Source organism: Candidatus Poriferisodalis sp. (assembly GCF_965208485.1).
Classification (GTDB): Bacteria; Actinomycetota; Acidimicrobiia; order Acidimicrobiales; family Poriferisodalaceae; genus Poriferisodalis.
The window spans coordinates 3,056,435-3,077,539 of sequence record NZ_OZ242344.1; the positions used below are offsets into that span (position 1 = coordinate 3,056,435).

The window sequence follows — 21,105 nt, forward strand, 5'->3', positions numbered from 1 at the left end:
CTCTTTCACATCGGCGGCCTTCATCCCGCCATAGGTGCTGCGCCACCGACTCCACATGGACTCGGTGATCTCCAACTGCCGCAGCGTGGTTGTGCCAGCGCGCACGAGGCCGCTCGCGAACGCGCCGGCGGCGACGTTCGTGTCGGTGGGCCCCAGCAGCACCGCCCGGGTGTATTGCGTCACGCCGCCGGTCACACATGCGCCGTCGGCCGGCCGCACCGGCGCCTGTGTGACCGATAGGCGCGGGCAGGTCACGTTCCGCTGGCGGACGCCCGCCGCCGCGGCGCCTGCGCTGCGGCGGGGCCGCGACACGATCCGGGTGTTCGTCGACCGCGACCGCGATGGCGTCTATGACCCCGACCCTTCCGACATCCTGTCGGCCAGCGCCGGGGCAGAACCATCTGCGACCTTCGACGTCGACATCGCCAAGGCCGTCAACTACGTCGCATTGGGCGACTCCTACTCATCAGGCGAAGCGGGTGAGGTGCCCCCCACGGGCCTGTACCAGACAGGGGTGAGCGACGCCGACTCGCACTGCCGCCGCTGGAGCGAGGCGTACCCGAATGTGTTCGCCCGCGATGTGCTCGGCGACGCCGACCTCGGCATCAACGTCATTTTCGCCACCTACGCATGCACCGGTGCAGCCACTCTCAACGTCTACAACGCGGCCGATCCTGACGGCACGAGCACAGAGGTGCTGATCGCCGAATCCAACCGGCCCTCCCACGCGGTACCGCGGCTGCACTTCCGCAGGGATGTTCACGGGGTCGTCTTCGAGAAGATCGTGCCGGATGGCTGGGAACCACGCCAGTCAGTCTCCCTCGCTGGAGCGCAGGCCATGGGCGACGTGGACATGATCACCATCACCATCGGCGGCAACGATGCCGGCTTCGCCAAAGTGCTCGAAGCGTGCGTGCTAGGAGGGGGCGGTTGCGGTCGGAACGACCTCTTCAGTGACTACAGCGAGATCCCCGCTCGGCTGAGAGCTCTGCTCGCTGAGCTGAAGCGTGTCGCTCCGGGTGCTTCGATATTCGTGCTCGGCTACCCGCACATCACGCCTGAGCCGATCGAGGCCAATCGGGAACTGATCGCTGACTGTGGGTTGCCCGGAATGCCCTTGCATGTAACCGGCGTCCAGAGTTCCCTATTGGCCGCCGCGTATCACAGACTTCGCTTGGGTTCTTCCTCCGATCTGACGATTTCTTACTCAGAAGCGAGGTTCTTGTGGGACGTGACGACCGAGTTGAACGATGTGCTGCGAAGGACCGCCGCGGCCCGCTCCGTTGAGATCGATGTGCTCGCCAACGATCATGACCCCAATGGGGATCTCGCGCCCGGTTCGCTGCTGGTCACCGCGCCACCACCACCGCCTACTGCGAGAACTGACCCGCAGCCCGTCCCAGGTTCTGGTGTCAGGTGACGGCTCGGCGCGGCTGCATTTGCCGTTCCTGCTCATCAGCCGGGTAAGAGCCGTATGGCTGCGGGATAAGGCCGATGAGATATCGTGAATACAGGTAGTCACACGTCGCTGACGTAGGAGGTGATCGGCATGCCGACGTCCATTCGTCTTGAACCCGATGTGGAGGAACGGCTCCGCAAGGGCCAAGAGACGACTCACACGGCGGACGACGTGAGGAAGGCACTTGGCCTGGACGATTGATTACACCGACACGGCCAAGCGCCAGCTGCGCAAGCTCGACAAGCAGTCCGCGCGTGGCATCGCCGTCAAGCGGACGGCCGCATTCTGAGCACGCCGGGGGAGCGAATCATGAGCAGCGCAACTGACGCAACCGAGGAAATCCGAGCCGAGACCGAAGCCGACGGCGTGGAAGTCATCTACGCCATGTTCGTGGAGATGCACGGGAAGCCGTGCGCCAAGCTGGTGCCGGTGGTGTGCCCGATCGTCAACTCCTACAAGCGCATGGGGGTGGGCGAGCCGACCTCTGGTGCTACTTGGGCGCCCGCCTATGCGGCGTACGGGGGCTACAACCGCACCCAGATGATCCGCATCCCCGAGCCTGACCGGATCGAGATTCGCTTGGGCGACGGCGCCGCCAACCCGTACCTGATGTCCGCCGCGTATCTGGCGTGCGGGCTGGACGGCATCGACAACGACATCGATCCGGGCGAGCCCAATCTGGACAACCTGCATGCCATGTCGGCCGAGGAGGTCGCCGCGAGGGGGATCGCGGTGCTGCCGCCCACGCTGCTGCACGCCGCCGAGGAACTCGCCGGCAACGAGGTGCTCGGGGCCGGTCTGGGCGACGCCGCCGAGGATCCGTACCGCGACTGCTTCGCGGCGACCAAGAAGGCGGAGTTCTTGGCGCACCACAGCGTCGTCACCGCCGGCGAAGTCGATCAGTACCTCACGCTGTTCTGAAAAGTTTGAAAAGATGGGTTCATGAGCGGATCGAACGTCCCTGACGAGCAGACGCCAGATCGGGCTGCAGCCCGCGCAGCCGCCGTGGCCGACGCGATGGACGACATCGCCAAGATCGATGCGCACGGCCGCTCCTACGGCGGCATTGACCGCGCCGGCATCGCCCGCATCAAGGAACGGCTATTGGAGCTGGCTGCCGACGAGCACCTGTTCCCGCCGGAGGACTTCCCGCCGCCCGACGGCGAGCGGGGCTCGTTCAACTACCGGCTGGCCCAGAACGACGACGGCACGCTGGCGCTCTATATCCAGAGCGTGGGCGTCGGCACCTCGGCGCCGCCGCACGAGCACCGCACCTGGGCGGTCATCGTGGGCATGCGCGGCCAGGAGCTGAATCGCTTCTACGACTGCTGCGCCGGTGAGGGCGAACCGCATGTCGCCCGCGAGACCCTGGTCGAACGCGGCACCGGCGTCGCGATGCTCGGGCACGACATCCACTCGATTCACATCGAGGGCGCTTCGACCAACTTCCACTGCTACGGGCTGGCAATGGAGAACATGACCGGTCGCCGCTACTGGAATGCCGAGCAAGGCGAGTGGCTGGTCTTCGCGGATGCGTCGAGCATCGTCGAGGCACGTCCGGGCTACCCAACAACGGCCGTCGCCTGAGACACGGCTCCGCCGCAGAGCGTGCGTGGATTGATGCGTGGATTGAAGAGCCTGCCCATTGCGTCACTCGATTCCCTCCCGCTCTTGATCGCTCCGCTCCTCGGCCGCTCGAGCAGCGGTTTCGCCGTTCGGCTCAGCCTCTGGGGGTTGTGCAGGGCTGGAGAGATTGATGGCTGACGTACGCACGATGTCGGCGGGCGAGCTGATGGAGCGGCACCGGGAGCTGCTGCGTGGAGACGGCACCGAGCTGGCACTGGTGGATGCCCGCGAGCCCACCGAGTTCACCCGGCGCCACCTGCTGTACGCGGCGAATCTGCCGCTGAGCCATGTCGGCTTGGAGGCAGCGGCGCGCATCCCTCGGAGGGATACGCCAGTGCTGGTGTGCGACGACGGCGGGGGAGAGGCCGCAGCGGTAGCGCTCGAGCTCACCGTGCTCGGCTACACCGACACGGCAGTGCTCGACGTCGGCATCGACGCATGGGCCGCGGCTGGCGGCGAGCTGTACTCAGGTATCAACGTGCCATCGAAGCTGTTCGGCGAGCTGGTCGAGGAGCACTTCGGCACGCCGCACGTGACCGCAGCGGAGCTGGCTGGCTGGCTGGCCGACGGCCGTGACCTGGCGGTGCTGGACTCGCGCACGCGTAGGGAGTTCAACCGCATGAGCATCCCGACCGGCCGGTCCTGCCCCGGCGGAGAGCTGGTGCGCCGGGTGGGGGACCTGATCGACGGCGGCACGACGGTGGTCGTCAATTGCGCCGGCCGTACCCGCAGCATCATGGGTGCGCAGTCGCTGCGCTCTGCTGGGCTGCCCAATGCCGTGTACGCGCTGAAAGACGGCACGATGGGCTGGGAGCTGGCCGGTCTCGAGCTGGAACACGGCCGCGACGAGCTGGCCCCCGAGCCGAGTGACGCAGGCCGAGCCGAGGCCGCGGCGGCGGCACAGGCGGTAGCAGAGCGCTGCGATGTGCGGACGATCGATCGCGCCGGGCTCGACGACTGGCTGGCCGATCCGAACCGGACCACCTGCTTCATGGACGTGCGCACACCTGAGGAGTTTGCGGCCGGGCACCTGGCCGCTGCGGTCGGCGCTCCTGGCGGCCAGCTCGTGCAGGCCACCGACGAGTACCTCATGACCCGCGGGGCCCGGGTCGTGCTGGCCGACAGCGACGGCATCGGTGCCACCATGACTGCGTCGTGGCTCGTCCAGATGGGCTGGGACGCGTGGGTGCTCGAACCCGGCTGGCTGGACAGCACAGCCGGGCCGGATCTGGTCATCGGCGGCAACGACGCCGCCGAGGCAGCGCTGCGCTCGCGCCAGCCACCGCTGCCCTACGACCCCGAAGACGCTGACGTGGCTCGCGCCGCCATGCAGGGTTATCTGGATTGGGAGATCGCCCTGCCCGAGCAGTACGCCCGCGACGATCTCGTCGAATTCCGATTCTGCTAGCAGGGTGCTGAAAAAGTCGATTTTCGGACGGTTGCGTAACACAAACCAGCAGGTCAGGGACTTGCGCTCCCGGCTGAACCTGCATATTTCAGCATCCTGCTAGAGGCCGGCGAAGCGCTCGATGGTGTCGGCCCAGGCGCCGGCGTCGTCTGGTGTGGAGATGACCGTCTGCAGCCCGGCCATCGGCGACACCGGCACGGCGATCCGGCTGACCCCCCGCCGAGCCAGATCGCCAATCTCGTCGAGGTCCGCAGGCAGCTGCACGGTGATCTCCAGCGCATCGGGATCACGGCCGTGCTCGGCGGCCGTCTGGCGAGCCAGGTCGATCAGGTCCCACGGTGCTCCCCGGGCGGGGAAGTAGCCGTCGCCCAGCCGTCCGGCCCGCCGCGCCGCCACCTTCGAGTCGCCGCCGACGATGATCGGCACCGAGCCGTTCACCGGCTGCGGTCGGCAGTACGCAGCGTCGAATTTCACGAACTCGCCGTGGAACGTGGGCCGCTCGGCCGACCACAGCTCGCGCATCGCGGCCACGTACTCGTCGGTGCGGCGGCCCCGGTCGTCGAAGTGATCGCCGACGCCGATGGCCTCGAACTCCTCACGCATCCAGCCCACGCCGATGCCCAGCAGCATCCGGCCGCCCGACATGTGGTCGAGCGTGGCTATCTGCTTGGCGCACACCACCGGGCTGTGCTGGGGCACGATCAGGATGCCGGTGCCGAAGTTGATGGTGGATGTGACTCCCGCCATGTAGGCCATCCACATCAGCGGGTCGGGCAGCAGCAGGTCTTCGACGCCGCCGGCCATCTTGCCGTCAGGGCTGTAGGGGTACTGCGACTGGTAGCCCGACGGGATGACCGTGTGCTCCACCGTCCACGCGGATTCGAAGCCGGCGGCCTCACCCGCCTGCACGAGCTCGGTGGCGAGAGCCGTGTCGGTGGCGAACTTGCCGGTGTTGCAGTACCTGAGTCCGAATTTCATTTCGCTGTCCCTTCGGTGAGCGCGTTGGTCGGGGGCAGTCTCCCGATGATTGGGCCGCAGTCTCGCACGCAGCCCCGCAGCCGGGCCGGGCGGCCGCGGGCCGCGCAACGGCGGGAACCACGGCTCGATCCAATACCGTGCCCTCACTTGTCCTCACGCCGCCGGCCCAGGATTTCCTATGCCGTTCTTGTCACACGTCTCGGACATCTTCGACCCGTCGCGTTGGAGCGCGGTCGACGGACTCGACTTCAGCGACATCACCTACCACCGCGCCAACGAGCACGGCACGGTCAGGATCGCGTTCGATCGGCCCGATGTGCGCAACGCCTTCCGCCCGCACACCGTCGACGAGCTGTACCGGGCGCTCGACCACGCTCGCATGACGACTGATGTCGGCTGCATCCTGCTCACCGGCAACGGGCCTGCGCCCGCCGACGGCGGCTGGGCCTTCTGCTCGGGCGGCGATCAGCGCATCCGCGGCCGCGACGGCTACCGATATGCCGATGGCGAAACCGCTGACGACATTGACCCGGCTCGAACCGGCCGCCTGCACATCCTGGAGTGCCAGCGGCTCATCCGCATGATGCCGAAGGTGGTGATCTGCGTGGCGAACGGCTGGGCTGCGGGCGGCGGCCACAGCCTGCATGTCGTGAGCGACCTGACGATCGCCTCCAAGGAGCACGCCCGATTCCGCCAGACCGACACCAACGTGGCCAGCTTCGACGGCGGCTTCGGCTCGGCCTACCTGGCTCGCCAGATCGGCCAGAAGAAGGCCCGCGAGATCTTCTTCCTCGGCCGCACCTACACGGCCCAAGAACGCTTCGACATGGGCGACGTGAACGCGGTAGTGCCCCACGCGGATTTGGAGTCGGTGGCGCTGGAGTGGGCGGCCGAGATCGTCTCCCGTTCACCCACGGCGCAGCGCATGGCCAAATTCGCCTTCAACCTGATTGACGACGGCCTGGTGGGCCAGCAGGTGTTCGCAGGCGAGGCCACCCGGCTGGCCTACGGCACCGACGAGGCCGCCGAGGGCCGTGACGCATTCCTCGAGAAGCGAGACCCCGAATACAAGCAGTTCCCCTGGCACTTCTGACCACGGCTTGGCCTGCCGGCTCAGCCTCAGTCGGGGCGCAGGCGCTGCATGAGCGTGACGTCGAGCCAACGCCCGAACTTGCGGCCTACCTCTCGCTCGACACCGACGGGCTCGAAGCCGTGCTTGGCGTGCAAAGCCACCGACGCAGTGCCGGCGTCGGCGATCCGGGCGAACACTGCATGAAAGCCGTGGTCGTCGGCGAGTGCCATCAGGTCGCCGAGCAGCAGGCTGCCGACGCCGCGACCGTGGTGGTCGCGATGCACGTAGACGGAGTCCTCGACGCTGGTCGAGTACGCCGGGCGGGTGCGGTAGGGCGACAGGCACGCCCAGCCCTGCACCGTGTCGCTGGGCTCCGCGTCGTCGGTGTCAGGCACCGCCACGAGGCACGGATAGGCGCCCGAGTGCGCCCGCATCCAGGCGGCCTGCTCGGTCGACGAACGGGGCACCATGTCGAAGGTGGCAGTGCCCTCGGTGACCTCGCGGTTGTAGATCTCCGCGATCGCATCGGCATCGGCCATCGTGGCCAGTCGGGTTCGCATGGCAGCGAAGCTACCGAAGGGCCGCAGATACACTCCGGACCCCACACTGTTCGGCGCACATCGCTGGCGATGGCGCACGAGCGTCGCCCCGTTAGCTCAGTAGGCAGAGCACAGCCATGGTAAGGCTGGTGTCGCCGGTTCGATTCCGGCACGGGGCTCGCCGCTGCCCTGCGGCACACCATGGCGGGATAGCTCAGTTGGTATAGCTCAGTTGGTCAGAGCGCACGGCAGCGGCGGCCGCTTGCGGTCGCCGCCATGAGCGCAGCATCGTGAGGTCCTGGGTGGGAGCCGCGTGAGTTGGTATCGGTAGGATTCGCCAGCACTTTTTCGGCGGGATAGCTCAGTTGGTCAGAGCGCACGGCTCATAATCGTGAGGTCCTGGGTTCGAGTCCCAGTCCCGCTACCGCAAGCTCGAGAACGCGGTTCAGATGGCTGCTGGTAGTCTGTTGTGGCGGACGTTCGGCCTGCGTCTGTGTCATGTGCGTGCCGTTCGCGGTGCGTCCGATGCTGGGGGCAGTAGCTCAATTTGGTAGAGCACCGGTCTCCAAAACCGGCGGTTGCGGGTTCGAGTCCCTCCTGCCCTGCGCTTCCGTTGCTTGGTGAGCTTCAGCTGGGCGGATTGATTATGTTGGCATCTGTGGCAGTTTGAGTCGGAGACATTCCTGATGGCCATGAACCGACGGACTCGCCGTCATTTGCAGCGTCAGGGTGAGGTGACGGCGGACGGCGCGCCTTCGGGACGGCGTGAGCGGCGCCAGGCGTCGTCGGTTTCGCCGTCGTCTGAGCGGGCGGGTCCTGCTCAGTTCGTGGGCGAGGTTCGCTCCGAGCTGAGGAAGGTCATTTGGCCCACTCGTTCTGAGCTGGTCAACTACTCGGTTGTCGTCTTTGTCACGATCGTGGTGCTGACGGCGATGATTGCGGGGTTCGACTGGGTTCTTGGCGAGGCTGTGCTGCGCCTCTTTGATGTGAATTGACGGACACCGGGCTGATGAACATGAGTGACCTGACCGATGCCGATGCCGGTGCCGATGCTGTTGTTGGTGTTGGTGCTGGGTCCGATCCGATGGCTGCGGCTCGCCGCTTGCTGGGCGCGCGGACGGCGACCGTCTTGGCAGGGGCCGGGGCCGCTGACGACGTCGGTGCTGTTGAGGGCGTCGACGGGTCCGCTGCGGGCGAGGGCGTTCTTGGTGGGGTGCTCACCGAGGATGAGTTGCTCGTTCCCCCGGAGCCTGAACCGAAGCGGGTCTCGCCTTATGACCGGCCCGGCCGTTGGTTCGTTGTGCATACGCAGTCGGGTTATGAGAAGAAGGTCAGGCAGAATCTTGAGGCTCGGGTCGGGTCGTTTGACATGGAGGATCAGATTCATGAGGTCGCGATTCCTATGGAGGATGTGATTGAGTTCAAGGGCGGCCGCAAGGTGGTCGCCAAGAGGAAGGTGTTCCCGGGCTATCTGCTGGTTCGCTGTCGTCCCAGCGACGAGGCGCATCACATGATTCGCAGCACGCCGGGCGTGACGGGGTACGCGGGGCCCGGCGGCAAGCCGTCGCCGCTGCGTCGCAGGGATGTCGAGGCGTTCTTGGCGGAGCCCGATGAGGGCCCCGAGATGCCGCGTCGCACCAAGCCGTCGATGATTTTCGAGATCGGCGAGAGCGTGCGCGTCAAGGAGGGTCCGTTCTCGGACTTCCAGGGTCAGGTGATCGAGATCAATGAGGAGCAGTTGAAGGTCAAGGTGCTGGTGAACATCTTCGGTCGGGAGACTCCTGTTGAGCTCGATTTCGTCCAGGTCGCGAAGATCTGAGCAGCGGGCGCACTCGCAGTTTCAGGAGCACAGCATGGCAGACAGCGCAGCACGGGCACCGAGGCGCAAGCGTGTCGCTGCGGTCGTCAGGATCCAGATCCCCGCGGGCCAAGCGTCGCCCGCGCCGCCGGTGGGCACCGCGTTGGGTCCGCACGGCGTGGCGATCATGGATTTCTGCAAGGACTACAACGCCAGGACCGAGAGCCAGCGAGGCACGATCGTGCCCGCCGAGATCACGATCTTCGAGGACCGGTCGTTCGCGTTCGTGACCAAGACCCCGCCGACGTCGGTGCTGCTGCGCCAGGCTGCGGGCCTTTCCAAGGCGGCCGGGAACCCGGGCCGCGAAACGGTCGCGTATGTCACCGACGCCCAGGTCGCTGAGATCGCGCGAACCAAGATGGCCGACCTCAACGCCCGCGACATCGAGGCCGCCAAGCTGCAAGTGATCGGCACCGCACGCTCGATGGGCATCGAAATCGCCGGCTGAGCCGGCCCGCACCCCGTTGGTGAACGTGGTCGGTGAAACCGTGGATTCGGCGGCGGACGTCGTCAGCACCGCACTGCCGGGCCGGGCCCGCGGCTGCACCACATCACCGCTGGGCACCACATCACCGCTGGTCTGTCCCGATCTTGCGATCATTGGCGCCGTCATGATGGGCTGCGCTCGCACGGCCACCATCCGCGCAAGCGCGAATGTGCCTGTCGGGCTAACGCTCTAACGCGCGAGAGCGGCGTTGCGATGCAGCGAGCTTCGCGCTTCCGCATAGCGGTCGGCAAGGCGCTGCCCCACGCGGCCGATCCGCTCGATCAGCGCTATGAGCCGTTCGCGAGCTGCCTCGGCCATCCCGGAGAGTTCCGTCAGCCCCGGCAGATTCCAGTCGCGCAGCACGACAGGCTGCAGGATCTGGTCGTGGTGGATGGCTAGGTCGTAGATCCCGGCCTCGGCGATGATGCGCGAATGAGCGTCGAAGTCGGTGATGCCCACTCCCGGCATGGCGAAGCTCTGCACTTGGTTCGCGATGGCCACGACCGCGCCGGAGGGATCTATCTCGACGGCGGCGCTCATCACGTCCCGGTAGAACAGGAAGTGCAGGTTCTCATCGAAGGCGACTCGTCGCATGATGGCCTTGCCGGCGGGGTCGTCGATGTGGTGCCCGGTGTTGAAGTGCGCGATGCGGGTGGCCAACTCCTGCAACGTCACGTAGGCGAGGCCCTCCAGCAGGCTCGGGGGCTGAGGTACCTGCCCGCATTGCACCTGCGCCATGCGCGCCCGCTCCAGTGCCACGGGGTCGAGCGCGCGGGTGACGGACAGGTAGTCGTAGATGACCCGGCCGTGCCGCCCTTCTTCGGCCGTCCAGCGGCGGACCCACTCTCCCCACGCACCCTCCCGGCCGAACAGCCGCTCGCTGTCACGGAAGTAGTACGGCAGGTTCTCCTCGGTGAGCACATTCACGAACAGGGCGCTGCGAGCCTCCGGGGTGAGGTTCGCCTCGTCGGGTGACCATTCGTAGTCAGGCGCGAAATCCTCTCCCCGGCTCCATGGCACCAGTGCATGGGGATGCCATTCCTTGGTCTGCCGCAGGTGCCGCGCCAAGAGTCGCTCGACCGTCGGCTCAAGATCGGCGAGCGACTGGATATCGGCCTCTACATGCATCGGGCACCGCCAATCACCATGAGCGGCTCAGCCTAACGACCGATATCCACGTCGCAGACCACGGCCGCCTGCGTGCTGCGGAGCGAAGCTTTGGCGGCCGCCGCTCGCTCCGGCAGTCTCACGCCGATGACTGCAGGCCGAGGACTCGGTCGAGGTTTCAGGCGTGAGCGCGCAGGGCCGCTGCGTAGTTGGCCGAGGCGAATTCCCAGTCGATCAGGTGCTCGACGAAGGCATCCACGTAGGCGGCCCGGGCGTTCTGGTAGTCGAGGTAGTAGGCGTGCTCCCACACGTCGATCACCAGCAGCGGCGTCAGTTCGCCGGTCAGGGGCGTCTGGGCATCATCGGTCTGAACGATGCGCAGAGAGCCAGCGTCGGCTGCGGCTGCATCGAACACCAGCCAGCCCCAGCCTGAAGCGAAGTTCCCGACCGCCCCGGCTGCGAACTCGGCTCGGAAAGCGTCGACGCTGCCGAAGCTGGCCGAAAGCGCCGCTGCCAGGTTGCCGTCAGGCTCGCCGCCTCTGCCCGGCGTCATCGAGCGCCAGTAGAAGTTGTGATTCCATGTCTGAGCCGCAGCGTTGAACAGCCCGCCCGCCGGCAGCGAGCGCACCAGATCCTCGAGCGAACGAGCCTCATCAGGCGTTCCGGCAACTCCGTTGTTGACCGTGTTGACATAGCCGGCATGGTGCTTGCCGTAGTGGAAGCTGATGGTCCGGTCACTGATGTGCGGCGCCAGTTCATCGGGGGCATACGGAAGGTCAGGAAGCTGAATCGTCATCTGAGCACCACGCGGTCGAAGGCCCAAGTGAGTATGCCAGCACTCAACTGCTTGCCGCCTGCGCTGTCTCGACTCGTGGATCGTCGTCAAGACCCCGGGGCACGGCAGACCGGCGTCCTCCGCGACGCAGGGCCGGGGATTGGCTCAGGGCATCGCTGACGCGGTTAGCGGCGTCGCCGCATCCCCCGACGCTGCTGCTGTGCTGAACCCGCCCGACAACGCACCGACAACGCCCCGAGGGTCAAGACCTCACGCGGTCCGTCATGACCCAAGACGAGTTGACATATGCTTGCCGCAACAATAGTGACAAGTGATGAACCGAATAATGGGTATTGGCAGGTCAAAGGTCTATAATGGCGATACAACGCGCTGCGGGGTTCTTTGACGCCGCGGCATCCAAGCAGCGATCGCGGGGCAGAATTGAGCGTCAATGTAAGGCGAGACGACCTCTTCGAGTTGCTTGCCGTCGCTCGTTTTGGGGTATGCGCAGCATCGTCTGACGGCATAGTCGTGTTCTGGAACCGCAGGGCCGAGCAGATCGCGGGCATGCTCGCATCCGAGGTCGCGGGACGACCGCTGTCCGAGGTGCTTGCCGGCATCGCAGTTCGGCTGTCTCGCAACGGCATGTCGATCTCGTCGGTTCCTCTCACCGGCTACCTCTTCGTTGGCTCTCCCGGCAACGGCCTCGGCCAGTCCAGCGACATGCTGTCGGTGTACCTGTTCGATGACAGCCCCGCTGCCAGTCTGGCCGCTGGCTTCAATACCCAGTCCGGGGCATCAGCCCGAGTTGTCGCTCCCGAGGTTCCGCCGGAGGGTTCCGACGGGACCGGCCGACCTGCGGCGCCGAGCGTGCTCTCTGGACGCGAGGCCGAGATCTTGCGCCTTGTCGCTGTCGGCGTCCCCACCGACAGCATCGCGACAGGGCTCGGCATCAGCGTGCACACCGTCCGCAACCATGTCCGCAGCCTGCGCAGCAAGCTCGGCGCCAAGACCAAGCTTGACGCAGTCGTCGTCGCCATGCAGCACGGCCTGCTCACGCTTGATCACAACTCAGCCTGAACTGTCGTGGCGTCGGCAATTCTCGACAGGGGACTTGGACGCCTGTTTCGTGTCGCCAGTCAAGAACAGTTCGAGAACTGGTGCAGCTTGGCGACCGAGGCCAGAACGGTGTGAGCCGGTTCGCTCGCAGCCCGCATCGAGAAGCCCGCGGGCCGGTCAGCGACCGGTGAGGCGGAAGCTGTTGAGGACGCTTTCGAGACATGAGACGCATGCGGTTCGTGGGCATCTACGATGCAGACGGGAGTCTGGCAGGCGAGCTCGGGTACGCATTCGCCAAGCTGACAGGCCGTCGCCGCTGCGCTCTGTGCGACATCACCCATGGCTGGAACCCCTTGGGTTCGCGTGCATGGAAGCAGGCGTGTGCAGACTCGCCCGTCCAGCTTGAGCTGGTCCACCGCGACAAGGCGACTGCCTCCCAGCTCGCTGCTGCCACGGCACTGCCTGCCATCGTGGCTGACGACGGCGAGGACTGGTCCGAGGCCATGTCCCGGGCGGACATCGAGGCATGCGCCGGGTCTGTGGAGCAGTTCTTGGAGCGATTGCGAACGCTGTGAGATCGCCTGAGCGTTCAGCCCTTATGCAGGTCGCTGACGGCTGATCCGCGAGTACCGTCCTGTACCGCATGCCTTCGGACGAAAGACGAGTCTTCCGATGAATCCAGCCCCTTGGTGCCGACTTCTTGCACTGATCTTTGCAATCGCTGCGGCGCTGGCTGCGTGCGCTCCCGACGGGCCCGACGCAATCGCCGAACCAGATGCAGTGGACGACGAGGCGACCGAGGCGACCGAGGTGCCAGAAGCGCCAGAAGCGCCAGAAGCGCAATCCGAAGCGGAACCCGTCGATGCCGCCGACGAGTCCGAGCCTGCGGACGAGTCCGAGCCGGATGCTGCCGATGCGTCCGAGGCGCCTCTGGCCGGCGAGCCGGTCGATCTGGGCGAGTTCAGCGACTACGAGCCCGGCGATCCGGACCCGACGCCGCTGCCGGTCGACTCGGAGGTGCTGATCGGCGAGCTTGCGAACGGCCTCACGTACTACGTGCGCTCGAACGACTCACCGGGAAAGTCGGTGATGATGCATCTGGTCGTCAATGCGGGGGCTGTGCTCGATCCCGACGGCGCGGAGGGTGCCGCTCACTTCTTGGAACACATGATGTTCAACGGAACCGAGCGGTACTCGAAGAACGAGCTCACGCAGGTGCTGCGCGACTTCGGCACCGACTTCGGACCCGATCTGAACGCCTACACCAGTCCGGATGAGACCGTCTACATCCTCGACTTCAAGCTCGACCACCCCGGGGCGATCGGCCTCGGCTTCACGGTGCTGTCGGAGTGGGCGTCAGCGGCCACGCTCCTGCCCGCCGATGTCGATGCTGAGCGAGGGATCGTCCAGGACGAGTACCGCCTGCGCGACGAGTCGGCGTCAGGAAGGATCTCGAACTTCCTCGACGCCATCTACTACTCGGGAACCGTCTATGAGGGCATGCTCATCGGCGGCAGCGAGGAATCCAATGCGGTGATGACAGCGGAGGTCTTGCGGGAGTTCTACGACACTTGGTACCGCCCGGACAACATGGCTGTCGTGGTGGTCGGCGACCTGCCCGTCTCCGAGATGGAGTCGCTGGTGGAGCACTACTTCGCGGAGCTGGCGCCGCGCACGCCGGTGGCGCCGCCGCAGCCCGATCGGTCTGCGTTCATTGCGGATTTCGTGGACGAGCCGGTGACCGATGTGGTCACGCACCCCGACCACGGCCCGATCTACATCTCGCTGGACTGGCAGCTGCCCGCATGGCCCGCGGGAACCGTCGGGGGCGAGCGGCTTCGGTTGATGGAGAACCTGATCGCCGGCATGCTCGACATTCGGCTGGACGCCGCATTCCAAGCCGGTCAGCTGTCACAAGCCACCGAGCCGCATTTCAGCGCATTTCCCGCCGCACGCGGCTTGCGCCTGTATGGCACGAACTACCAAGGCCCTGATCTCAACCAGGCAACCACCGACTACATCTCGGTGGTGCACGGCGCGGCTCACTTCGGCTTCGCCCAAGCAGAGTTCGACCAAGCCGTGAGCGCGATACGCACCTCGCTCGAGTTTCAGCTCGAGAGCGAGGAGACCCGGCAGGACCGGGAGTACTCCTTCGGTTATGCAGGGCATTTCCTGAGCGGTGCCGACATCTCATCGACGGCGGAGCGGGTGGCCCGGCTCAGCGCGTTGCTCGACTCGTACACGATCGAAGAGCTGACCGCGCACCTGCGTTGGATCTTGGAGATCGCTCCGCCGCTGGTGGTGTCGATCGGGCCCGACCCGGCAGATGTGCCGACAGCGGAGGAACTGCGTGCCGCAGTGGACGCGGCCGTTCCGCTTGCACCGCCGGAAGCTCAAGAGGCCATCGACGCGCTCATGGCACGGCCGGATCCGGCAGCGCCCACCGCCGAACAGTCGCTTGGCCTGTTCGACGATGCCTATGAGTGGGAGTTCCCCAACGGCGCGACGGTGGTCTTCGTGCCATCGGACATCGCCGCCGGCGAAGTGACGGTCGTGGCGGAGAGCCTGGGCGGCTGGTCGTCGCTGTCGGTAGGCGACTCGGCCTTGGTGCGCCATGCTGTCGGCGCGGTCGCTTCGAGCGGCGTCGGCGACGCGACCGCCACGCAGCTCGACGAGTACTTGGCCACGACCACGGCTCGGGTGAGTCCCTTCATCGCTCAGCATTCCGAGGGATTCTCGGGCGCTACGGGGGCGGACGACCTCGAGGCACTCTTCTCGCTGATGCATCTGTACGTCACCGAGCCGCGCATCACCGAGGTGGCGGTCAACGAGCAGATCCAAGCGATGCAAACCCGTCTGGCGAACGCTGAGACCTTCCCGCAGTGGATCTCCGAGCTGGCGTTGCTGGAAGCGCAGTTCCAAGGCAGTCCTTGGTACCAGTTCATTGCCACTCAGGATCAGATCGACGCCACTACCCCTGAATCTCTGCTCGGTCTCTACCAGGCCCGGCTGAGCGATGTGGACGATCTCTTGGTGGCCGTTGTCGGCGACATCGACCGGGCCACGGTGGCGGACTTGGCGGCGCGCTACATCGGCACGCTGCCCGCCGGCCCTGATGACACGTTCACCGACCACAACCCGGGCTTCCCGACCGGGGTCCGGCCCATCACGATTCCAGTCGAGGCCGACTCGGGCTCGACTGGTCTCGACATGGTGTTCGGTGCGGAAACGGCGCTCACCACGAAGGCGCTTGTCCTTGCCGACGTGGCCGTGGCGATCATCGATGACCTGCTGGTCGGTCAGGTGCGTGAGCAGCTCGGCGACACCTACTCGGTCGCGGCGTCCGTCTCGCCCGAGGATGCCACGGGCAAGTGGACGGCACGCATCAGCGCCTCCGGGCCGTCGGATGGACTCGAGGCGAGTCACGCCGCCATCGCCGCGACCTTGGCGGAGCTGATTGCCAACGGTCCCGCCGACCGCGACTTGCAGCAGGCAATCTCGGTGACGCGGGACAACTACGTGCTCGAGACGAATGCCCTGATCGTCAACCCGCTCTTGCGGCGCCACCACGCCGACGACAGCAACGTCGGCACGCCTGCTCAGCGGCGCGCGGTACTCGAGGAGATCACAGCCGCCGAGGTGCAAGAGCACATAGCGCTGTTTTTCAACCTCGACAGCCGCATCGAGGTGTTCCGCTCCGAGCAGTAGCTGTCTCGAACCTGTGGCCGCTGTATCGGCGGCGCTAGCAGGATGCTGAAAAAGTCGATTCTCAGGCGGTGTCCAGTTGCAAACCCGCAGGTCAGGGGCTTGCGCTTCCGGCCAGACCTGCATATTTCAGCAGCCTGCTAGGCGTCCGTGTAGCGGACCGCGACCAGTGTCAGTCCATGTGGCGGCGCGATCGGCGCCGCGGCATGCCGGTCGCGTGCTGCAAGCACAGCAGGAACGTTCTTGGCTGACCGGTCGCCGCGGCCCACGGCGACGCAGTGCCCGACGACTGCACGCACCATCTGATGGCAGAAGGCGTTTGCCTCGATGTCGAACAGCAGCAGAGCGCCGTCAGCATGCCATTGGGCTCGGGTGACGGTGCGCACCAGCGAGGCACCGGGACGGTCCTTCGGCCGTCGGCAGAACGATCTGAAGTCATGCTCGCCGACAAAGTGGCGCGCTGCTGCGTTCATGAGATCGAGGTCGAGGCGGTCGCGCACATGCCATTCGAGATCCGCGAAGCGGGGATCGGGATGGGCCGCATTGCGGGCGCGGTACTCATAGGCTCGAGCAGTCGCTGATCGGCGTGCATCGAAATCGTCATCGGCAAGTGCTGCCGCCGTTATCGCGATGTCCGGATTGACTCTGCGGTTGAGCGATGACGCGAGGCGGTCGAGTCCGGTGTCCTGCGGTGTCCCGTCAGTGATCCGCCGGAGTCCCTCGCCGCCGATACGGAACGACACCACCTGCGCTGTGGCATGGACGCCCGCATCAGTACGGCCGGCCACGACGAGTGCGGGTGCTTCACCGGTGATCTGCTCCAGCGCGCTGGCGAGGTCGCCGGCGACGGTCCGCACGCCTTCATTGGCCGCGAAGCCGCGGAAGCCCGTGCCGCGGTAGGCCAGATCCAGCCGCACTGTCCGCACGGGGCATGTGCCGTCACATGCTGCCGACTCTGAGCAGGCGAGTCCGGACTCCGATTGCGCAGGCAAGCGTCAGGCAGCTGGGCTGCGGTGCGTGAAGACAGCGTCGAGCGGGATCTTCTCGGCTGCGGTAGAGGCGGTGTCGGGATCGCGTTCGAGCCACACGCCCGAGTCGGAGGCCACCATCGAACCGAGTCCACGCGGCGCGATGAAGTTGGACAAGCGAGCGATGAGTCTCGTGACGATGGCGTCGTTGCGGTGTCCTGTCGACATGGTCTTGTGGAGCGCCCCCCGGACGAGTTCGCCGCGGACTCCTTCGCTGTGGAGCCGCAGCAGGTCGTCGGCGGTCAGCAGTTTCGTGTCGACATCCTTCTGGGAACATTCTTTGGAAATTTTCATACTATTTCCTGCTACTAGGATGTGACTCGCTGCAATGCTACTCGCGGCCGCAGCGCTCCTTTGCTGCAGGTGACGCAAGAGCGGCAACTTTGCTGGCAGCTGATCGAGCTGTGCTCGGTGCTGCGATCCACTCCTGCGGCGGAGCTCGAGTTCATCGCCACGATCCAGCGCTTCCGCACCGACGTGTGCCAACTGCTCGCCGGTAGCCTCACGGGGCCGTTCGCCCCACCGAACCCAGTTCGGGGCCGACCTCAAGCGGAGTTCCAGCGTGCGCACCTACGCCCCCAAAGCATCCGAGATCGAGCGCGCATGGTTCGTTGTCGATGCTGACGGTATGGTCCTGGGCCGGATGGCCACCGAGGTCGCCCAGATCCTGCGTGGCAAGCACAAGCCCGCGTTCGCCCCCTACATCGACTGCGGCGACCACGTCGTGGTGGTGAATGCCGACAAGGTGGTGCTGACCGGCGACAAGGCCACGAAGAAGCTCGTGCACCGCCATTCGGGTTACCCCGGCGGCCTGCGCAGCGAGAAGTACGGCGATCTGCTGGCTCGCCGGCCCGCCGATGCGGTCCGGCGGACGATCCGGGGCATGCTGCCGCACAACCGCCTCGGCCGGGCCCAGCTGCGCAAGCTGAAGGTGTACGCCGGCCCCGACCATCCCCACGCTGCCCAGCAGCCGCAAGCGCTGCCGCTGCCCGGCGCCATGGCCCGCTGACACCGACGATCCCCGACATCGCGATCGCTACGCGATTTCCGACGAGAAAGACACAGAGTTCGTGCCCGTACCGCTGACGCAGACCACCGGCCGCCGCAAGCGAGCCGTTGCCCGGGTGAGGTTCCGGCCCGGCAGCGGCAGCATCTCAGTGAACGGTCGGCCCTTCGACGAGTATTTCACCTCGTCGGTGCACCGCACGAACATCACCGAGCCGCTGCGGCTGACCGAGACCACCGAGACCTATGACGTGGACGCCACGGTCGACGGCGGCGGAGTGGCGGGACAGGCGGGTGCGATCCGGCTGGGAATCGCCAGATCGCTGCTCGTGCTCGATCCACAGATGCGGCCGATGCTGAAGTCGGCGGGATTGCTGCACCGCGACGCTCGGATCAAGGAATCCAAGAAGTACGGGCTGAAGAAGGCCCGCAAGGCGCCGCAATACTCCAAGCGATAGGACTCCAAGCGCTAGCAGCTCAGCCAGACGTGGTTGCCGCCTCCGAGGCTGAGCCGGGAGGCGAAGCCGTGGCCCGAGCGGCCCGTGAGCGCAGCGAGCAAGAGCGGGAGACAACTGGCGTCAGCGCGAGAACCCGTACCGTTCGGCGCATCGCCTTCGGAACGGACGGCATTCGAGGGCGGGCGTTCAGCGACATCGACGAGGTCGTCGTGCATGCACTCGGTCGTGCGGCGAACCGGGCATTGTCGGGCGGTGCGCGGGGTTGCCGATGGCTCATCGGCCGCGACACCCGCGAGTCGGGTCCTGCCCTCTCGCGCGCTCTGGCTGCGGGCCTGCGAGCGACGGGTGCTGATGTCTCCGATCTCGGCGTCGTGCCCACCCCGGTCGTGGCATTCGCAGCGGAGGCGGCGGGTGCGGCCGGGGCGATGGTCTCCGCCTCCCACAACCCGTGGCATGACAACGGCGTCAAGCTGTTCGGACCCGGCGGCACGAAGCTGGACGACGCTGCCGAGTCGGCTGTGTCGCAGTGTCTCGATGATCTGCGATTGATCCACGGCGATCGCCCTTCGGCCACAGATGTGGCGCGCCGGGGTGAGCTGGTCTCTGGAGCGGCCGGATCCGCACCCGTCGGCGACGCATCTCGCGTGCTGGCGGACTACGAGGCGTCGCTGCGCGACGCCATCGACGGGCGGATGCTCGACGGGCTGCACCTCGTCGTGGATGGCGCGAACGGGGCGAGCGCTTTGCTGGCGCCTGCGGTGCTGCGTCGGTTGGGTGCGCAGGTCACTGCACTGTTCTGCGGGCCCGACGGTCGCAACATCAATGACGGCTGCGGTTCGGTCCACCCGGCGGCATTGCAAGCAGCGGTGACCGATCAGGATGCAGATCTCGGGCTCGCCTTCGACGGCGACGGCGACCGGCTGATTGCCGTCGACTGCGAGGGCGGCCTCATCAACGGCGACCGCCAGATGGCGCTGTTTGCGGTGGATCTCGCGGAGCGGGGTCTGCTGGTCGACAACACGCTCGTCGTCACCGTGATGTCCAACCTGGGGTTGCGCCGGGCCGTGGCTGTGGCAGGCATCAACCTCGTGGAGACCGCAGTAGGGGACCGGTCCGTGCTCGAAGTCCTCGACGCCGGCGGGTACAGCTTGGGAGGCGAGCAGTCAGGTCACCTGATCTTCCGCCATGAGGCCACGACCGGCGACGGGCTGCGCAGCGCCGTGCACTTGGCCGACCTGGTGGCTCGCCGCGGTGCGGCCCAGCCGGGGCGTACGAGTGCCGCGGTGTCTGGTGGCTCGGCGCTGGCGAGCGCCGAACTGGCGAGCGCAGCCATGGTTGAGGCTCCGCAGGTGCTGCTCAATGTGCCCGCCGCGACCGGATCTCTGGATGGGCACACCCGGCGTGCGATCGACGAGCTGAGTGCTGCGGCCGGCCCGGACGTGCGAGTGCTGGTTCGCCCGAGCGGCACCGAGCCGGTCATCCGGGTCATGGTCGAAGCGACAGCGGAGCGCGACGCGACGGCCCTCGCGGACCTTCTCGTCGAGCTGGTGAGTTCGGGCAGCGCCGCCGATGCAGCGCGGGATCAGGTGTAGACGTTCAGGAACGCCTCGTTGAGCCGGCGGTCGACGTAGAAGACGCCCTTGCCGAGCTGCTCGGCATCCCAGGTCCTCTGAGGCACATCGGGGAAGTAGATGTACCCGCCGGCGAACACCTCGTTGCGGTTGCCGGACGGATCCCAGAAGTAGATCGTCTGGCCGCGGGTGATGCCGTGGCGAGTCGGGCCGATATCGACCGGAATGTCGTACCGGCTCATGACGTCGCCGGCGTGCGCCACGTCGTTCCAGCTCTCGAGGAAGAACGACACGTGGTGGAAGATGCCCGGTTCCTCCGCGGCGACGAACGCCACATCGTGGGCCTTGCTGGCACAGCTCAGGAAGGGCGCCACATAGGAGCCGTCCGGTGCCACGACGACCTCGGACACTTCGAAGCCCAGTACCTCGGTGAACAGTTCCACCGTCTCGGCGATGTTCGGCCCGTACAGCAGGCAGTGGTCCATGCGGGTGGCCCGCATGCCGCGGGGCTCTTCATCCCACACATCGGGGTTGTGCGTCGGAGGCGTCTTGTCGGCGATGGCCATCTCGGCATAGAGATGGATGGTGTGTCCCGCTGGGATCCGGAAGCTGACCACGCGGCCGAGCCCCGGCTGTGAGCCGGGCTCGAGGTGGTCCACCTCGATGCCGTGGGCGTACAGCTTGTCGGTCAGCTCGCTCAGATCGGCGTCGTTGCGCACCTTGAAACCCATGAAGTCCATGCCGGGCTCCTCGGCTGGCCGCAGGATGACGCTGTGATGGTCGAACTCGTCGTACGCCTTGAAGTAGGCGCGGCCGTCATCGCCGGTCCCGACGTGGCTGAGGCCGACGCGATCCCGGTAGTGGACGATCGAGCCTTCCATGTCGGTGGAGCGGATCTGGACGTAGCCAGCTCGCATGACTCCCGTGATTGCCATGGCGATACCCCCAATGTGTGAGCAGGTTCACATAT

General features: G+C 66.4%; 21 protein-coding genes, 3 tRNA genes and 2 pseudogenes. 18 read left to right on the top strand and 8 right to left on the bottom strand.

The features are described from left to right. Window positions 1-12: 12 nt before the first annotated feature. Window positions 13-57: pseudogene (locus ACOGXQ_RS14320) on the bottom strand (hypothetical protein); the annotation flags it as partial. Between ACOGXQ_RS14320 and ACOGXQ_RS14325 the strand changes: the two are divergent. The 5 genes and pseudogenes from ACOGXQ_RS14325 to ACOGXQ_RS14345 all read left to right on the top strand — a co-directional run bounded on the left by ACOGXQ_RS14325 (window position 56) and on the right by ACOGXQ_RS14345 (window position 4,493). Beyond that, a complete protein-coding gene (locus ACOGXQ_RS14325; protein WP_419944299.1) occupies window positions 56-1,420 on the top strand; it encodes a hypothetical protein in 1,365 nt (454 codons plus the stop codon). The pseudogene ACOGXQ_RS14320 and the gene ACOGXQ_RS14325 overlap by 2 nt on opposite strands. Before the next feature lie 223 nt (window positions 1,421-1,643). Then, a pseudogene (locus ACOGXQ_RS14330) lies at window positions 1,644-1,721 on the top strand (type II toxin-antitoxin system mRNA interferase toxin, RelE/StbE family); the annotation flags it as partial. Between the two features lie 47 nt (window positions 1,722-1,768). Next, window positions 1,769-2,380, top strand: a complete 612-nt coding sequence (locus tag ACOGXQ_RS14335; RefSeq protein WP_419944300.1) for a hypothetical protein — start codon at window positions 1,769-1,771, stop codon at window positions 2,378-2,380. Between the two features lie 21 nt (window positions 2,381-2,401). Next, complete coding sequence (locus tag ACOGXQ_RS14340) at window positions 2,402-3,046, top strand: cysteine dioxygenase (RefSeq protein ID WP_419944301.1); 645 nt, start codon at window positions 2,402-2,404, stop codon at window positions 3,044-3,046. 169 nt (window positions 3,047-3,215) lie between these two features. After that, window positions 3,216-4,493, top strand: coding sequence for a rhodanese-like domain-containing protein (locus ACOGXQ_RS14345; RefSeq protein WP_419944302.1), 1,278 nt, complete (start codon window positions 3,216-3,218; stop codon window positions 4,491-4,493). A 99-nt stretch (window positions 4,494-4,592) separates the two neighbouring features. On the opposite strand, the gene ACOGXQ_RS14350 is transcribed toward ACOGXQ_RS14345, so the two are convergent. Continuing rightward, a complete protein-coding gene (locus ACOGXQ_RS14350; protein ID WP_419944303.1) occupies window positions 4,593-5,471 on the bottom strand; it encodes an LLM class F420-dependent oxidoreductase in 879 nt (292 codons plus the stop codon). Window positions 5,472-5,649: 178 nt separating this feature from the next. On the opposite strand from ACOGXQ_RS14350, the gene ACOGXQ_RS14355 reads away from it, so the two are divergent. After that, on the top strand, window positions 5,650-6,564 hold the full coding sequence (locus tag ACOGXQ_RS14355) for a 1,4-dihydroxy-2-naphthoyl-CoA synthase (protein WP_419944304.1): 915 nt from the start codon (window positions 5,650-5,652) through the stop codon (window positions 6,562-6,564). Window positions 6,565-6,590: 26 nt separating this feature from the next. Here ACOGXQ_RS14355 and ACOGXQ_RS14360 read toward each other — a convergent pair whose 3' ends face one another. Further along, window positions 6,591-7,103 carry an N-acetyltransferase family protein gene (locus ACOGXQ_RS14360; RefSeq protein WP_419944305.1) on the bottom strand — a complete coding sequence of 171 codons (513 nt, stop codon included), beginning with the start codon at window positions 7,101-7,103 and terminating at the stop codon, window positions 6,591-6,593. Between the two features lie 85 nt (window positions 7,104-7,188). Here ACOGXQ_RS14360 and ACOGXQ_RS14365 point away from each other — a divergent pair. The 6 genes from ACOGXQ_RS14365 to rplK all read left to right on the top strand — a co-directional run bounded on the left by ACOGXQ_RS14365 (window position 7,189) and on the right by rplK (window position 9,388). Then, window positions 7,189-7,261 (top strand) — tRNA-Thr (locus ACOGXQ_RS14365). Between the two features lie 171 nt (window positions 7,262-7,432). Then, a tRNA-Met gene (locus ACOGXQ_RS14370) sits at window positions 7,433-7,506 on the top strand. Window positions 7,507-7,613: 107 nt separating this feature from the next. Further along, a tRNA-Trp gene (locus tag ACOGXQ_RS14375) sits at window positions 7,614-7,687 on the top strand. A gap of 81 nt (window positions 7,688-7,768) precedes the next feature. After that, entirely contained in the window at window positions 7,769-8,077 is a 309-nt protein-coding gene (gene secE, locus ACOGXQ_RS14380; RefSeq protein WP_419944306.1) for a preprotein translocase subunit SecE, read from the top strand. Window positions 8,078-8,097: 20 nt separating this feature from the next. Further along, window positions 8,098-8,901, top strand: coding sequence for a transcription termination/antitermination protein NusG (nusG, locus tag ACOGXQ_RS14385; protein WP_419944307.1), 804 nt, complete (start codon window positions 8,098-8,100; stop codon window positions 8,899-8,901). A 34-nt stretch (window positions 8,902-8,935) separates the two neighbouring features. Next, entirely contained in the window at window positions 8,936-9,388 is a 453-nt protein-coding gene (rplK, locus tag ACOGXQ_RS14390; RefSeq protein ID WP_419944308.1) for a 50S ribosomal protein L11, read from the top strand. A gap of 228 nt (window positions 9,389-9,616) precedes the next feature. Here rplK and ACOGXQ_RS14395 read toward each other — a convergent pair whose 3' ends face one another. Then, the gene (locus ACOGXQ_RS14395; RefSeq protein ID WP_419944309.1) at window positions 9,617-10,555 is read right to left on the bottom strand and encodes an acyl-ACP desaturase; all 939 of its coding nucleotides are present in this window, start codon (window positions 10,553-10,555) and stop codon (window positions 9,617-9,619) included. 157 nt (window positions 10,556-10,712) lie between these two features. Further along, window positions 10,713-11,330 carry a superoxide dismutase gene (locus tag ACOGXQ_RS14400; protein WP_419944310.1) on the bottom strand — a complete coding sequence of 206 codons (618 nt, stop codon included), beginning with the start codon at window positions 11,328-11,330 and terminating at the stop codon, window positions 10,713-10,715. Between the two features lie 420 nt (window positions 11,331-11,750). Between ACOGXQ_RS14400 and ACOGXQ_RS14405 the strand changes: the two genes are divergently transcribed. The 3 genes from ACOGXQ_RS14405 (at window position 11,751) to ACOGXQ_RS14415 (ending at window position 16,076) form a co-directional block, all read left to right on the top strand. Beyond that, a complete protein-coding gene (locus ACOGXQ_RS14405; RefSeq protein ID WP_419944311.1) occupies window positions 11,751-12,389 on the top strand; it encodes a LuxR C-terminal-related transcriptional regulator in 639 nt (212 codons plus the stop codon). Between the two features lie 200 nt (window positions 12,390-12,589). After that, window positions 12,590-12,943, top strand: a complete 354-nt coding sequence (locus ACOGXQ_RS14410; protein ID WP_419944312.1) for a hypothetical protein — start codon at window positions 12,590-12,592, stop codon at window positions 12,941-12,943. Window positions 12,944-13,040: 97 nt separating this feature from the next. Continuing rightward, complete coding sequence (locus ACOGXQ_RS14415) at window positions 13,041-16,076, top strand: insulinase family protein (protein WP_419944313.1); 3,036 nt, start codon at window positions 13,041-13,043, stop codon at window positions 16,074-16,076. Between the two features lie 137 nt (window positions 16,077-16,213). Here the strand turns inward: ACOGXQ_RS14415 and truA are convergent, their stop codons facing one another. Together truA and ACOGXQ_RS14425 are read right to left on the bottom strand one after the other, a co-directional pair. After that, window positions 16,214-16,999 carry a tRNA pseudouridine(38-40) synthase TruA gene (gene truA / locus ACOGXQ_RS14420; RefSeq protein WP_419944314.1) on the bottom strand — a complete coding sequence of 262 codons (786 nt, stop codon included), beginning with the start codon at window positions 16,997-16,999 and terminating at the stop codon, window positions 16,214-16,216. Between the two features lie 69 nt (window positions 17,000-17,068). Continuing rightward, entirely contained in the window at window positions 17,069-17,395 is a 327-nt protein-coding gene (locus ACOGXQ_RS14425; RefSeq protein WP_419944315.1) for a Uma2 family endonuclease, read from the bottom strand. Window positions 17,396-17,663: 268 nt separating this feature from the next. Here ACOGXQ_RS14425 and rplM point away from each other — a divergent pair, with 268 nt between their 5' ends. From rplM to ACOGXQ_RS14440, 3 genes are all read left to right on the top strand, one after another. Then, a complete protein-coding gene (gene rplM, locus ACOGXQ_RS14430) occupies window positions 17,664-18,110 on the top strand; it encodes a 50S ribosomal protein L13 (protein WP_419944316.1) in 447 nt (148 codons plus the stop codon). Window positions 18,111-18,171: 61 nt separating this feature from the next. Continuing rightward, entirely contained in the window at window positions 18,172-18,564 is a 393-nt protein-coding gene (gene rpsI, locus ACOGXQ_RS14435) for a 30S ribosomal protein S9 (protein ID WP_419944317.1), read from the top strand. A gap of 68 nt (window positions 18,565-18,632) precedes the next feature. Next, complete coding sequence (locus tag ACOGXQ_RS14440; protein ID WP_419944318.1) at window positions 18,633-20,156, top strand: phosphoglucosamine mutase; 1,524 nt, start codon at window positions 18,633-18,635, stop codon at window positions 20,154-20,156. On the opposite strand, the gene ACOGXQ_RS14445 is transcribed toward ACOGXQ_RS14440, so the two are convergent. Continuing rightward, window positions 20,147-21,070 carry a catechol 2,3-dioxygenase gene (locus ACOGXQ_RS14445; RefSeq protein WP_419944319.1) on the bottom strand — a complete coding sequence of 308 codons (924 nt, stop codon included), beginning with the start codon at window positions 21,068-21,070 and terminating at the stop codon, window positions 20,147-20,149. The two genes, ACOGXQ_RS14440 and ACOGXQ_RS14445, sit on opposite strands and share 10 nt — an antisense overlap. Window positions 21,071-21,105: the final 35 nt, after the last annotated feature.